12 protein-coding genes are annotated in these 13,549 nt (G+C 65.1%); 1 reads left to right on the top strand and 11 read right to left on the bottom strand.

What is annotated here, in order from left to right; genetic code table 11:
• Positions 1 to 49 precede the first annotated feature (49 nt).
• On the top strand, positions 50 to 1,609 hold the full coding sequence (locus ACZ6YI_RS13120; RefSeq protein WP_465779048.1) for a glycoside hydrolase family 30 protein: 1,560 nt from the start codon (positions 50 to 52) through the stop codon (positions 1,607 to 1,609).
• On the opposite strand, the gene ACZ6YI_RS13115 is transcribed toward ACZ6YI_RS13120, so the two are convergent.
• The 11 genes from ACZ6YI_RS13115 to ACZ6YI_RS13065 form a co-directional block, all read right to left on the bottom strand.
• Positions 1,599 to 2,936 carry a hypothetical protein gene (locus ACZ6YI_RS13115; RefSeq protein WP_465779047.1) on the bottom strand — a complete coding sequence of 446 codons (1,338 nt, stop codon included), beginning with the start codon at positions 2,934 to 2,936 and terminating at the stop codon, positions 1,599 to 1,601. The genes ACZ6YI_RS13120 and ACZ6YI_RS13115 overlap by 11 nt on opposite strands.
• A 32-nt stretch (positions 2,937 to 2,968) precedes the next feature.
• A complete protein-coding gene (locus tag ACZ6YI_RS13110; RefSeq protein WP_465779046.1) occupies positions 2,969 to 4,552 on the bottom strand; it encodes a M56 family metallopeptidase in 1,584 nt (527 codons plus the stop codon).
• Positions 4,553 to 4,557: 5 nt separating this feature from the next.
• A complete protein-coding gene (locus ACZ6YI_RS13105; RefSeq protein ID WP_465779045.1) occupies positions 4,558 to 4,926 on the bottom strand; it encodes a BlaI/MecI/CopY family transcriptional regulator in 369 nt (122 codons plus the stop codon).
• A gap of 144 nt (positions 4,927 to 5,070) precedes the next feature.
• Positions 5,071 to 5,847 carry a 3-keto-disaccharide hydrolase gene (locus ACZ6YI_RS13100; protein WP_440325405.1) on the bottom strand — a complete coding sequence of 259 codons (777 nt, stop codon included), beginning with the start codon at positions 5,845 to 5,847 and terminating at the stop codon, positions 5,071 to 5,073.
• Positions 5,848 to 5,868: 21 nt separating this feature from the next.
• Positions 5,869 to 6,774 carry a hydroxypyruvate isomerase family protein gene (locus ACZ6YI_RS13095; protein ID WP_465779044.1) on the bottom strand — a complete coding sequence of 302 codons (906 nt, stop codon included), beginning with the start codon at positions 6,772 to 6,774 and terminating at the stop codon, positions 5,869 to 5,871.
• 2 nt (positions 6,775 to 6,776) lie between these two features.
• Positions 6,777 to 7,832, bottom strand: a complete 1,056-nt coding sequence (locus ACZ6YI_RS13090; RefSeq protein WP_465779043.1) for a sugar phosphate isomerase/epimerase family protein — start codon at positions 7,830 to 7,832, stop codon at positions 6,777 to 6,779.
• Between the two features lies 1 nt (position 7,833).
• Complete coding sequence (locus ACZ6YI_RS13085) at positions 7,834 to 8,424, bottom strand: gluconate 2-dehydrogenase subunit 3 family protein (RefSeq protein ID WP_465779042.1); 591 nt, start codon at positions 8,422 to 8,424, stop codon at positions 7,834 to 7,836.
• 10 nt (positions 8,425 to 8,434) lie between these two features.
• On the bottom strand, positions 8,435 to 10,126 hold the full coding sequence (locus ACZ6YI_RS13080; protein WP_440327958.1) for a GMC oxidoreductase: 1,692 nt from the start codon (positions 10,124 to 10,126) through the stop codon (positions 8,435 to 8,437).
• 9 nt (positions 10,127 to 10,135) lie between these two features.
• Positions 10,136 to 11,011: a sugar phosphate isomerase/epimerase family protein gene (locus ACZ6YI_RS13075; RefSeq protein ID WP_465779041.1), complete on the bottom strand. Its 876-nt coding sequence runs from the start codon at positions 11,009 to 11,011 to the stop codon at positions 10,136 to 10,138.
• Between the two features lie 16 nt (positions 11,012 to 11,027).
• Positions 11,028 to 12,233, bottom strand: a complete 1,206-nt coding sequence (locus ACZ6YI_RS13070) for a nucleoside permease (RefSeq protein WP_465779040.1) — start codon at positions 12,231 to 12,233, stop codon at positions 11,028 to 11,030.
• Positions 12,230 to 13,423 (bottom strand): Gfo/Idh/MocA family protein, encoded by a 1,194-nt coding sequence (locus tag ACZ6YI_RS13065; RefSeq protein ID WP_465779039.1) that lies wholly within the window; start codon positions 13,421 to 13,423, stop codon positions 12,230 to 12,232. Before ACZ6YI_RS13065 ends, ACZ6YI_RS13070 begins: the two co-directional genes overlap by 4 nt.
• Positions 13,424 to 13,549 lie beyond the last annotated feature (126 nt).

Below are 13,549 nucleotides of genomic sequence, written 5' to 3'. Positions count from 1 at the left end.
CGAGTGAACCAGGTGAGCCACAACGCGAGCGACAGGACGTGCGCGCGCCATGGGTGAGGAAAGGACGGGTTCCCACCGGGTCACGGCCATCTTCGTGGGCCTTCTGGTCTTGCTGTCGGTTGCGGCGGTGTGGGTGCCGCGGTGGCGTGCCGCCGCGCCCCGCGCTTTCCAGTCAGCCACCTTCGTGCGCACCTCCCCCGTGGTGGAGTTCTGGCTCAGCACGGCCGATCACCGCCTGAAGCTCGCCCCGCAGACCGATATCTCCCTGCTCGACGGAGCAGCGGCCGATGCCGACATCAACGTGGATACGGCCACCCGCCACCAGGTCATGGATGGCTTCGGCGCATCCATGACCGACGCTTCGGCGTGGCTGATCAAGAACCGGATGAGCGCGACGCAGCGGCGTGCCCTGCTCGATGAGCTGTACGGCGAGCCGCCGAACCTCAACATGAACATGATGCGCCTGACCATCGGCTCGTCGGACTTCTCGTTGAACGTGTACACGCTGGACGACATGCCGTTCGGGCAGACCGACGAAAAGCTGCGGCATTTCAACCTCGCACCGAACCTGGACTACCTGATCCCGGTGGTGAAGCAGGCGCTCTCGATCAACCCGGGCCTGCTCATCGTGTCGTCCTCGTGGACGGCGCCCGCCTGGATGAAGGACAACCAGAACCTGCTGGGTGGCGAGCTGCAGGAGCAGTACCACGAGGCCTATGCGGATTACCTGGCGCGCTACGTCGATGCGTTCCGCGGCCAGGGCATCCCGATCTACGCGCTGACCCTGCAGAACGAGCCGCTGTACTCACCGGTGAGCTACCCGGGCATGCTGATGAACCCGGCGACCCGTATCAGCGTCATCAAATACCTGGGCCCCAAGCTGGCCAGCCGCACGCCGCGTACGCGCATCCTGGAGTGGGACCATAACTGGGCCGTGCCGTCGCAGCCGCTGGCCGTGCTTGCCGACCCGGACGCGGCCCGCTACGTCGATGGCGTCGCGTGGCATTGTTACGAAGGCAGCCCGTTCGAGCAGGGCAAGGTGCATCGCGCGCATCCGGACAAGGACACCTACATCACCGAGTGCACCGGTGGTGACTGGCCGCTCGACATGAACGGTGAACTGCTGTGGTTCTCGCGCAACCTGCTGGTGACGGGAACCCGGCAGTGGGCGCGCGGCGTGATCTACTGGAACCTCGCGCTCGATGAGAACCACGGGCCGCAGTTCGGCGGCTGCCGGCTGTGCAAGGGGCTCATCACGATCGATTCGGAGACGGGCGATGTCACGCGCAACGACGAGTATTACGCGATCGCGCATTTCAGTCGCTTCGTCGAACCCGGCGCCGTGAGGGTGAAATCTACCGATACCGACGCCGACAAGAAGCTCGCCAATGTCGTCTTCCAGAACGCATCGGATGGCTCGATCGTCATGGTCGTGGTGAATATCAGCACGCAGGCACGGCGCTTCTCGGTGTCCCAGGGCGAACACCATTTCGCAGTCGACATGCCCGCGGAAAGCGTCGGCACCTTCGTCTGGAACCAGGCACCCGCCGCCGCATGGATCAAGCGCGCCCTGAAATGGCTGGCCCCGCGACCCGCCCCTAACCTGTAGGAGCGCGCTTGCGCGCGATCGTAGGGCCGCAAGCAAGCCGCCCAAGCAGCAGGCCGAACATCACGACGATGAATGCCGCATACGCATACTGCCCCCGCGCCACTCCGACACCATAGGGGAACCAGATACCCGGTATCCCGACGACGTTGAGCTCGGTCGCGAACAGCCCGATGCCGACAAGGATTGCCGCGAGCGCACCGAAGTAACTTGCCACACCGCGCGCACGTGCCACGCCCATACCAACTATCCACAGGTAAAGCGCAACGAACGCTACCCGTATGGCCGATATCGCCACATCGGCGAACGGCGCGATCGCATGCCCGGTGGGCATCCAAGGCCGACCCAGCCACGCAAGGATCACGTAAGCGACGGTGAGGCCCGCGACAGCGTTACGCAGCCATCGCCGATGTGCCACTCCGAACCAGTCGCGCCACGCGAGCGTCCATGCCGCGAGGACCAGTGGTCTCAACACGACGGTGACGGCGATGTCATACCCGCGCAGGCTCAGGTAAGGCGTCCAGTAGAACAGCACCTGGTTCACGCGGAGCAGGGCAAGCAGCACCAGCGCGACGGCCAGCCATCCGTAGGCGCGCACCGAGCGCGTAGCCACGAGCGAGAGCGCCATGATCGCCAGCACGACGAAGGCAAACGGTTCAGCCGCGTCGACGACGTAGCCGTTGAACGTCTTCAGCCATTGCACCTGGTGCAGGTGTTCGATGCTCTCGGCGTCGCCGATGATCGGCGCCACGTGGATGCCGCCGCTCTCTTCGGCTTCGTCGACGGGGTCCATCCACACGCGCAGGGCCAGGTGGTACGTGTGCGTACCCACCGCGGCGGGTAAGGAGAACACCGTGGGACGCACGCTGTACACGCCGGCCGTCGCGCCGGAGAAGTCACCCGGCCCACCGGCATCATTGCCATCGATGTAGAGGCGGTAGGTGGAGTCCACGAGCGTAGGCCCCGCCAGGGCGAGCGGCCGGCCACCCGGGTTATCGACGGTAACGTCCAGGCGGTACCACGCGAAACCGGTATAGCCCGCATGGCCACGCTGGTTCCAGCCAGTGACGTAGCCCGGCAGGCCCACGTCGCCGTCGTGCGAGCCCGGGGCCGGGGTGAGATCGACCGTCTCCCACGCACTATCGTCGAAGCCGGGCGATGCCGCATGCGGATCGTCGCCGGCATGGAATCGCCACGGGCCGTTAAGGGGAACGACCGACGGACCGATGGCTACATCGGCGTCTTGTGCAGGCGCGGGAGCGGCGGATGCGAGCTTCGCGAAGCCGACCATGAGAATGGCCACGAGCACCAGGAAACACCGTCCACGCATGCCGCCGCCTCCGCTTCCCAAGGGATACCGCATCACTGGCGCCGCACGAATGCGCTGACGATCAGCCCGTCCTTGTCGAGCATCAGGAAGGCCTGCTGCGCGCCGTGTTCGTGCTGGACATCGTAGCTGTCCCAGCCGTAGTCGGTCACGCCATTGAACCGGTAGGACGTGACGGGCCCGAGCCTGGCGTAGTAGCCCACGAGCCTGTCATGCGTGTACTGGTCGGGCGGCGGCGACATCGGGCTCATGCCCTCGCTGTCCCCGCGGTTGCTGAGTACCGTCAGCAGCGCCTTCTCACTGCCGGGGTAGGGGGTCTGGTTCCGCACCCGCGCGGCCAGGTTCTCGCGTATCTGCCGGGCCGTGGCGTCATCGACACGCGGCGCCGTGGCAAAAGGCTGTCCATGGACACGCACGACCACCGCGTTGACGCGCTGGTCGGGTCCTTTGGTGAAGTCCAGCGTGGCGTCGACGGGCTGCACCAGGAACTGCGTCGCACTGAGGGTGGTCACGTCGATGACACCGGCCGCCGCGGCCTGTCCGATCGGCGCGGCAGTAAGTGCATCTCCCTTGCGCCGGATCGTGATCGACGAGATGTCACTGAGCTCGTAGGTGCCCACGTACGAATCAAGGATGGCGGGGTCCACGGCTACCGCGTCATTCGCGGTCGACGCATGCACGCCCGGCGGGGCAATCTGCGCCGCGAACGCCGCTACGCCAAGCGCGATGCTGACCAGGATAAACGCCGAGGCACGCGCCCACTTCTGCGGCTTCGCCAACATGAGCCTGATCCTCGTTTCGAGAAACGACATGGATTCCGACATCGCCGTGATCGCGGCGACGTACTCGGCCTGGTTCTCGCCCACCTGGATCAACGTCTCGCAATAGTCCCCGACATCACCGCCACCGCGCAGGACACGGGCATCGCAATCGACCTCGATGGCGCAGCGAAGGCGGTGGAACTGCCACCAGAGCACGGGGTTCCATGGCATCGAAAGCAAGAGCGTCACTGCGGCCGCCACCAGCAACGGGTCACGCGCCCGCAGGTGGGACTGCTCGTGCGCCATGACGTATCGCTGCTGCTCGGGGGATTCCTGCATCACCCAGGCGGGGACGACGATATGCGAGCGAACCAGCCCGACCACCGCGGGGCCGACGTTGTCGGACACCAGTACCGGTACGCCACGCAACTGGCCCGGCACCCAGCCACGTTTGCGCCGGTGGAAGAGCGTAGTGCTCACTCCAAGGAAGAGCATCAGCGTGACTGAGCTGCCCAGCCAGATATCCCAGACGAAGCGATTGATATGGCTCGATGTCGTGTACGGCTCCGCCCCGCTCCAGTCGATGACCCGGGACGCCAGGGGAATCGTCGTCGTGTCGCGCAGGACCAGCGGGGCAGCTGGTGCCGTGGCCGCCGCTGAAGGGCTAGGCCGCACGAACGCAGGAAACGGAATCGATACCGTGGCCATGATGACCGGCAGGATCACCGATCCCGCGATGGCCATCAGCCACAGCCACCGGGTGGGTTTACGGCGACGCCTGGCGGCCTGCTCGGCGATGACCGCCGCCGCGCCCAGCGCGACGGCAACGATCACGGCATAGATCATCCAGGCCAGCACGGCGCCTACTCCTTGCCGGACCGCTCGGCCAGCAATTTGCGCATGCGGGCGATCTGCTCGGGGCTGAGCTTCTGGTCGGAGACGAGTTGCTTGAACAGCAGCTCCGTCGAGCCCTTGAAGAGCTTCGCCGTCAGGTGCTGGAGCGCGTTCTTCCGTGCAGCCTGCTGCTTGACGCTGGCGAAGTAGCGGTGGCCGCGGCCCTCTTCTTCATAACCGACATAGCCTTTCGCCTGCAGGGTGCGCAGCACGGTAAGCACCGTGGTGTAGGCCAGCTTGTCGCTCAGGCGCTCCCGGACCTCCGCCACCAGCGAGGGGCCGTGCTCCCAAAGCACCTGCATGATGTCCGCCTCACGGTCGGTGAGCGAGATCTTCATGTGTGGTTTCCCGGCATCATCTACTAAACATGTAGTGGATGTACGCCCATCCCACGGACTTGTCAACTAAATGTGTAGTACTCGCGGGGTGGCGAGCACACCGGCGCGGATTGACCTGCCGGTGTGCTCCGAACGCCCAGTGGCTCAATCCAGCGGACGAACCCAGATGTTCCGGAAGCTGATCGGCTGCGAATGATCTCCGTGTGCCTGCAGCTTGATCGGCGCATCGGTGTAAGCCTTGTACTTCGGCTTGCCGATGTAGAACGTCTCACCGGTGAGTTCGGTGTGGTTCTGCACGAGCACGCCGTTGTGGAACAGCGTGACGTACGCCGGTGACTTCACCGAGCCATCCGCGGCGAAGACGGGCGCCGTCCAGATGATGTCGTAGGTCTGCCAGTCGCCCGGGTGGCGTGCGGCGTTCACGAGCGGCGCGGACTGCTTGTAGATGCTCGCAGCTTGGCCGTTGACGTAAGTCTTGTTCTCGAACGAATCCATGATCTGGACTTCGTAGCCTTCGTCGCCGGGGCCGGTCGAAGCGAGGAAGACACCGCTGTTGCCGCGGCCCTGGCCTTCGCCGGTGATGTCCTTCGGGATCTGCCACTCGAGGTGCAGCTGGTAGCTGCGGAAGTGCTGCTTCGTCTGGATATTGCCGGTGGTCTTGTCGACGGTCATCACGCCGTCGTGCACCTTCCAGCCCGCCGGCGAGTGGTCCTTCGAAGCTTCCCAGCCGGCGAGGCTGCGGCCATCGAACAGCACGACCGCATCGGACGGCGGCGCGTTCTCTTTCGCGCCCGGCGTCACGACCTTGGGCACGGGCTCCCACTGTTCGGTGGCCTTGGGGTCATCCTGCGCGGACACGCACGAGGAACCGACGATGGCGAGCGTCACAAGGGCGAGGGCGGGTGAAGGGAAGCGCTTCATAAGGGTTCCTTTGGAAAGGGGTCAGACCGTGCAGATCTTGAATGCCTCGGCAAACGAGGCGAAGGGATCCGGGCGCGCCGGCGAGAACTCGTGCGCGATGTAGCCCTGGTAGTTCAGGTCGGCGATGGCCTTGGCGACGGCGTGGTAGTTCAGTTCCTGCGTGCCATCGATCTCGTGGCGACCCGGCACGCCACCCGTGTGGAAATGCCCGATCCACTGGATGTTGTCGCGGATGGTGCGGATGACGTCACCTTCCATGATCTGCATGTGGTAGATGTCGTAGAGCAGCTTGACGTTCGGGGAGTTGAGGCCCTTGGTCACGGCGACGCCGAACGCGGTGTGGTCGCCCTGGTAACCGTGGTGGTCCACCTTGCTGTTAAGCAGCTCCAGGCACAGCGTGATGCCGTTCTCCTGCGCATACGGCGCGATCTTCGACAGCCCCGCGATGCAGTTGTCGATGGCACGCTGGTCATCGATGCCGGCCTTGCGGTTGCCGAACATGGTGATGATGTTGGTGACACCGGCGCGCTTGGCCAGCGGAATCGTGGTTTCGATTTCCTTGATCAGCTGGGCGTGGTTCGCCGGATCGTTGAAGCCGAACTCGATGAAGTCGTCGCGCTTGGCGGGGTAGCCCATCGACACCGCCATGCCATGGTCCTGCACCACCGACCACTCATCGGCATAGAGCAGGTCGACACCCACGAAGCCGATCGCCTTCAGGCGCTTGCACAGTTCGGGCAGCGGCGCCTTGGACGTCCAGCGGCTCAGCGACTGCTTGAGGCGGCCGCCGGCGGGCGTCGGCGAAGTGCCTTTCCCCGCGGCCGTCGCGGCAGAAGCGAGCAACGGCGTGGCGCCGGCTACCGCAGCGGCCGTCGCAAGAACGCCGAGCGCGTTGCGCCGGCTGAGGTTGGTCGCATCATCGCGCATGCTTATTCGAGCCCCAGGATCTGACGATTGAACGCACGGTCACTGCCCGACGAGGCGAAATCGTCGAAGGCTCGTTCCGTTACCTTGATGATGTGGTCGCGGATGAAGGGTGCCCCCTCCTTCGCTCCCTGTTGCGCATCCTTGATGCAGCACTCCCACTCGAGCACCGCCCAGCCGGGATAATCGTACTGCGCGAGCTTGCTGAAGATCGCGCCGAAATCGATCTGGCCATCACCCAGCGAGCGGAAGCGGCCGGGGCGATCGATCCAGTTCTGGTAGCCGCCGTACACGCCCGAGCGCCCGTTGGGCCGGAACTCGGCGTCCTTCACGTGGAAGGCGCGGATGCGCTCATGGTAGTTATCGATGAACTGCAGGTAGTCCATCTGCTGCAGCACCATGTGGCTCGGATCAAACAGGATGTTGGCGCGCGGATGGTGATCGACCGCGTCGAGGAACCGCTCGAAGGTGACGCCGTCGTGCAGGTCTTCACCCGGGTGCAGCTCGTAGCAGACATCGACACCGACTTCGTCGAACGCATCCAGGACCGGCTTCCAGCGCCTGCCGAGTTCCGCGAACGCTTCCTCGACCAGGCCGGCCGGACGCTGCGGCCACGGGTAGAACAGCTGCCACGCCAACGCGCCGGAGAACGTGGCGTGCGCGGTCAGGCCGAGATGGCTGCTCGCCTTCGCCGCCAGCTTGAGCTGCTCAACCGCCCAGGCCTGGCGCTCCTGCGGCTTGCCCCGCAGCGCCTCGGGAGCGAAGCCGTCGAACAGGCGATCGTAGGCGGGATGCGACGCGACCAGCTGGCCCTGCAAATGCGTCGAGAGTTCGGTCACAGCCAGCCCGTGCTCGGCAAGCATCCCCGTGATGTCGTCGCAGTACCCCTTGCTCGTCGCCGCCTTTTCCAGGTCGAACAGGCGGGCGTCGTTCGATGGGATCTGCACGCCGACGAAGCCAAGCGACGACGCCCAGCGGGCGATGTCCGGCAGCGTATTGAACGGCGCCTCGTTCGATGCGAACTGGGCGAGGAAGATGCCAGGGCCTTTGAGTGTCTTCATGTCAGATCTTCAGTTCGGCCTCTTCGGCCCATGCCTTGCCGTTGCCCGCCTTGGAAAGCGGGATGTCGGCATGCCACGCCGCCGGGACGGGGTCGTACTGGAGCACCTGCGTGCAGCCCGGCTGCGAGAGGAAGAAGCCCAGCATGGTGAGCTTCTTGGTCATCAGCACGAAATCCTCGGCCGGCGGCAGCTTGGAGCCCTTCGGTGCGGCCACGGCCGCGGCATGCAGCTTGTTCACCAGCGTCTTGCGCTGCGCTTCGTCCAGCTGGAGGAAGGGCTTGCCACCCGCCTTGTCGAAGGCCGCCATGGCGGTGAGGTAGCGGGTCTGGTCGGCCTTGTTGTAGACCGCCTTGAGCAGCTGGTCGATGAACATCGGCACGCCTGCTTCAAGCGCGCCTGGCGTATCGGTGCGGGGAATGATGATCTCCGACACTGCGCCAAGCAGGCTGTACTGCGCCGGATCGAAGAACTGCGGCCTGGCATCCGGCTTCTGCGAAGCGGCATGCGCATCGACCACCGCCAGCAGCGAGGGACCCGCGATGACGCCCGCAGCCAGCACGGACATGTTTTTCAACCATTCGCGACGATTCATGGCGGGATCCTTAAATGTTGCCGCGCTTGAGTTCTTCCACGGCGTGGTTGGCCGCGCGTGCGGTCAGCGCCATGTACGTAAGGGACGGGTTCTGGCAGCCGGACGAGGCCATGGCCGAGCCGTCGGTCACATAGACGTTCTTGCAGGCATGCATCTGGTTCCAGCCGTTGAGCACCGAGGTCTTCGGGTCGCGGCCCATGCGCGCGGTGCCCATCTCGTGGATGCCGGCGCCTACGTTGGCCTTCATGGTGAAGTGGTTCACGTCGCGGTAGCCCGCGCCCGTCAGCATCTCCATCGCGTCCTCGATGATGGCCTTGCCCATCATCTTCTCGTTCTCCTGGTGCGCGGCGTCGAAGTTCAGCACGGGCAGGCCGTACTTGTCCTTGTGGTTGCGATCCAGCGTCACGAAGTTCTTGTGCGACGGCAGCATTTCGCCGAAGCCCATCATCGAGACGTACCATGGGCCCGGCTCCTGGGCGGCCTGCTTGAGGTCCTGGCCGAGCAGCTGCTCCTGCACGAGGCGGGTCCAGTCCTGGCGGCCCGCGCCACCCTGGAAGCCGAAGCCGCGGAGGTACTTCTGCTTGTCCGTGCCGATGTTGCGATAGCGCGGGATGTAGAAGCCGGTGGGGCGGCGGCCGGAGTAGTAGCGGTCTTCATGGCCTTCGACCATGGCGCGCGCGCCGGTGCCGAACATGTGATCCATGATGTTGTGGCCGAGCTCGCCGCTATCGTTGCCGAAGCCGTTGGGGAAGCGGGTCGAGGTCGAGTTCATCAGGATGTGCGCGGTGCCGAACGTCGACGCGCACATGAAGATGACCTTCGCGAAGTACTCGGTCTGGTGCCCCGTCTCCGCATCGAGCACGCGGACGCCCGTGGCCTTGCCTTTGTCGTTGTCGTAGATCAGCTCGTACACGATGGCGTTGGTCACCATCGTCATGTTGCCCGTGCGCTCGGCCGAGGGCAGGGTGGACGAGTTGCTGCTGAAGTAACCACCGAACGGGCAACCGCGCATGCACAGGTTGCGGTACTGGCAGGTGCCGCGCTGCGGGCTCTGGTCGTGCTTGAGCGGGGCCGAGAGGTTCGCGGTGCGGCCGATGATCAGCTTGCGGTTGAACTTGCTGTCCAGCTTGCCCTGGAAGTCTTTCTCGACGCAGTTGAGGTCCATCGGCGGCAGGAAGTTACCGTCCGGCAGCTGCGCCAGGTGATCGTTGTTGCCGCTCACGCCGATGAAGTGCTCGACGTGGTCGTACCACGGAGCGATGTCTTCGTAGCGGATCGGCCAGTCCACGCCCACGCCTTCCTTGCCGTTGGCCTCGAAATCCATCTGGCTCAGGCGATAGCTCTGCCTGCCCCACATCAGCGAGCGTCCGCCGACGTGGTAGCCGCGGAACCAGTCGAACGGCTTGGTTTCTTCATACGGGTTGTCGATGTCATCGACGAACCAGTGCTTGGTGGACTGGGTGATGCCGTAGAACGACGGGCGCGTGTGCTTCGGCCAGCGGGCCAGGTCTTCCTGGGTCGGCTCGTCGCCGTACGGGAGTTCCCACGGCGCCTTCATGGCCGTCGGGTAGTCGAGGTGCTTGACCATGGGGCCGCGGTCGAGCACGAGGGTCTTGAGGCCCTTCTCGGTCAGTTCCTTGGCGGCCCAGCCACCACTGACACCGGTACCGACGACGATAGCGTCGAATGTGTTCTTTTCCATGCGTGTTCCTCAGCGCAGCGGGCGCAGGTAATCGAAATCGACGCGCGCGGCGTCCAGGGAACTCATGCGGGCGAAGGGACCTTCCTGTTCGACGAAGCAATGCTTCAGTCCGGAAGCGTCCGCCGCTGCCATGATCGGTTTGTAATCGAGGGTGCCGCGGCCGAGTTCGGCGCCCGGGTAGTCCTTGGCGTTACCCGGCAGGAAATCCTTGGCGTGCATCAGCGGGATGCGGCCCGGGTTGGCCTTGAAGTAATCGACGGGGTTCTTGCCACCGGCATGGACCCAGCCACAGTCGAGTTCGAACTGCACGAGCTTGTGGTCGGTTTCCGCCAGCAGCACGTCGTAGTAGGTCTTGCCGCCGCCCACATCGGTAAATTCCGCGTGGTGGTTGTGGTATGCGTACTGCAGTCCGGCCTTCTTCGCCTTCGCAGCCAGTTCGTTCGCATGCGCCGCCACGCGCTTCGCGTCGTCGAGCGTGTAGGTCAGGTCGCCCGAACCGCCGCTCTCCTTCTGCATGATCGCCGGGAGCATGCTGCTGACGATGTACTTCGCGCCGAGCGTATGCGCGGCATCGATACCCTTCTCGAAGCCCATGCTGTCGAAATGCATGCTGGGGCAGGCGAGCCCGGCTTCCTTCAGCTGGTCACGCAGGGTTTCCGCCGTGCTGGTGACGATCGCCTCGATCTCGGTGTAACCGATCGACTTCAGCGTCTTGAGCGTGCCGAGCGGATCCTTCTGGTAGGCATCGAGCACCATGTAGAGCTGGATGCCGAGGCCCTTGCCCTTCGAGCCGGCGGCGAGGAGCTTGCCCGGCGCGCCGAGGCCCAGCCCAAGCGCGGTGCCGCACAGCGCCGAGCGCGTGAGGAACTGTCTGCGAGTGATCATGAAGCGTTATCCCGAATCAGTGGGTGCTGGCGACAGCAGCGGCAGTGGTGGTCCTGCGATCCTTGAAGAGCAGGACGAAGAGGGCGAAGACAAAGGCGGCAAAGGCGCCGGCGATGATCCAGATGCCGTGCCAGTCGTGCGTGCCGTCGCTGCGCGTATAGGTCTCGACGACGATGCCGGACAACCACGAACCGACGAACATGCCGAGGCCGTAGGTCAGGAAGGTGATGAGGCCCTGCGTGGCGGCGCGCAGTGCGGGCGGCGCTTCGCGGTCGATGTAGATCTGGCCCACCACGAAGAAGAAGTCGAAACAGACGCCGTGCAGGACGATGCCGAGCCAGAGCATCCACATCAGCTCGCCGGAGCCACCGAAGGCGAACATGCCGTAGCGCACGACCCAGGCGAGCATGCCGACGGCCAGCATCCACTTCACGCCGAGGCGGCGGAAGAACCAGGGGATGAGGAGCATGAAGAACAGCTCCGACATCTGGCCGCCGGTCATCTTGCCGGCGGCATTGACCACGCCAGCCTCGTTGAGGAACAGGTTGGTGAACGCGTAGTAGAACTGCAGCGGGATGCAGATCAGGAACGAGGCAAGGGCGAACACCGCCATCGAGCGCTCGCGGAGCAGGTGCAGCGATTCGAGCGGCAGGGCATGGCGCAGTTCGAAGCGCGAATTCCGCGCTAGCGGCGGCGTGGCAGGCAGGGTGAAGCAGTAGCCCGCCATCACGACCGAAAGCACGGCGGCGAGGAGCAGCGGCGATGCCGTGGCTTCCACGCCCCAGGCGCCGACCGCCAGGCCGACCAGGATCCAGCCGATGCTGCCGAACACGCGGATCGCACCGAACTCTTCCTGCGGATCACGGATGTGGCGCATGGCCAGCGAGGCGGTGAGGGCCAGCGTCGGCATGTAGCAGAGGCTGTAGGCCAGCAGCGGCACGTAGACCATCGCGAACGTGGTCTGCTGCGCCGCTACGGCGAGCAGGACGGCGCCGAGGAGATGCAGCAGGGTGAGCACGCGGCGCGTATCGAACAGGCGATCGGCGAGCAGGCCCACGAACAGCGGCGAGATGATCGCGCCGATGGCGGTGGTGCCAGCGACGGCGCCGATCTCCGTACCCGTGAAATGCAGGGTCTTGCCGAGCCAGGTGCCGACCGTGACGTACCACGCGCCCCAGATCCCGAACTCGAACAGCATCATGATTCTAAGGCGCCATTTCATCCGCGTTTCCTCGTGGTACGGGTGGATTCGAGAGGGTCGTCGATCGACTGCCAGACGCCGCCGGCGGCATGGCTCTTGAGCATGGCGTCCACGACCAGGCTATTGCGGTAGCCGTCGGCGAACGTGGGCAGGGCGGCTGGCTTCGTCGACGCGGTCGCGCCGCGACGGATCCAGTCGTACGCGTCGGCGATCACGTTGCGGAACGCATCCGCCCAGGCTTCCGGATGGCCTGCGGGCAGGTGGGCATAGCCGCGTGCGGCGGGATCGAGCAGCGACGGGTCGCGGGTCAGCACGGTGTTCGGCTTCGCCGCGTTGCCTATCCACAACTCGTTGGGCTGTTCCTGCCGCCAGGCGAGCGAGGCCTCGCGGCCGTTTACTTCCAGGCGCAGGTCGTTCTTGTGGCCGGGAAGCACCTGGCCCACGGTGACGCAGCCGCGCGCACCGTTGTCGAAACGCAGCAGCACGGTGGCGAGGTCTTCGCTGGTGATCTTGCGCTTCTGCGTGGCTTTCTTCGTCGCACCCGCAAAGGCCTTGGCCGAGGTGGCGGGCACTTCGCGCACGGGGACCACGGTGTGCAGGTCGGCCAGCACGGCGGTAATCCGCGCGCCGGTGACGTGCTCCGCCAGGTCGCACCAGTGCGAGCCGATGTCACCGAGCGCGGAGCTGGCACCGCCAAGCTTGGGGTCCAGGCGCCAGGTGTACGCGCGCTCATCGGTCAGCCAATCCTGCAGGTAGCAGCCGTGCACGAACACGCTGGGGCCGATCTTGCCCTTGGCGATCATCGCGCGCGCCTGCTGCACGAGCGGATAGCCGCGGTAGTTGAAGGTCACCACATGAGCAAGGTTGGCGCTGCGCGCGGCTTCGTAAAGCTCGCGGGCCTCCTGCATCGTGGCGGCCAGCGGCTTGTCGGAGATGACGTGCTTGCCGGCGCGCAGTGCCGCCAGCGAGACCTCGCGATGGAGATGGTTGGGCGTGGTGTTGTGGATCACCTGGACGGCGGGATCGGCCAGCAACGCCTGGTAGCTGCCGTAGGCCTGCGCGACACCGAGTTCCCGTGCGCGCTTGCGCGCGGATTCAAGGCTGGAGCCGGCAATGCCGACGATCTGGACGTTGCCCAGGCGGCGCACGGCGTCGAGGTGGTGCGCGGCGATGAAGCCGGGGCCTACGAGCCCCATGCCGAGTGATTTCATCGGTTTACCGTCCTGGCGCTTGTCGTGGTCGACTGGCCTGCCATTTATCCCCCGATGTACCTCCGCCCGCAAATGTATTCGATTACATTTCGCAGGGCATCGGCGTTGGATCGTGTCACATGGTTG

This window comes from Luteibacter sp. NPDC104163 (genome assembly GCF_055584245.1).
The sequence above is the reverse complement of the archived record's forward strand: the minus strand, read 5'-3'. Positions and strand labels throughout refer to the sequence as shown.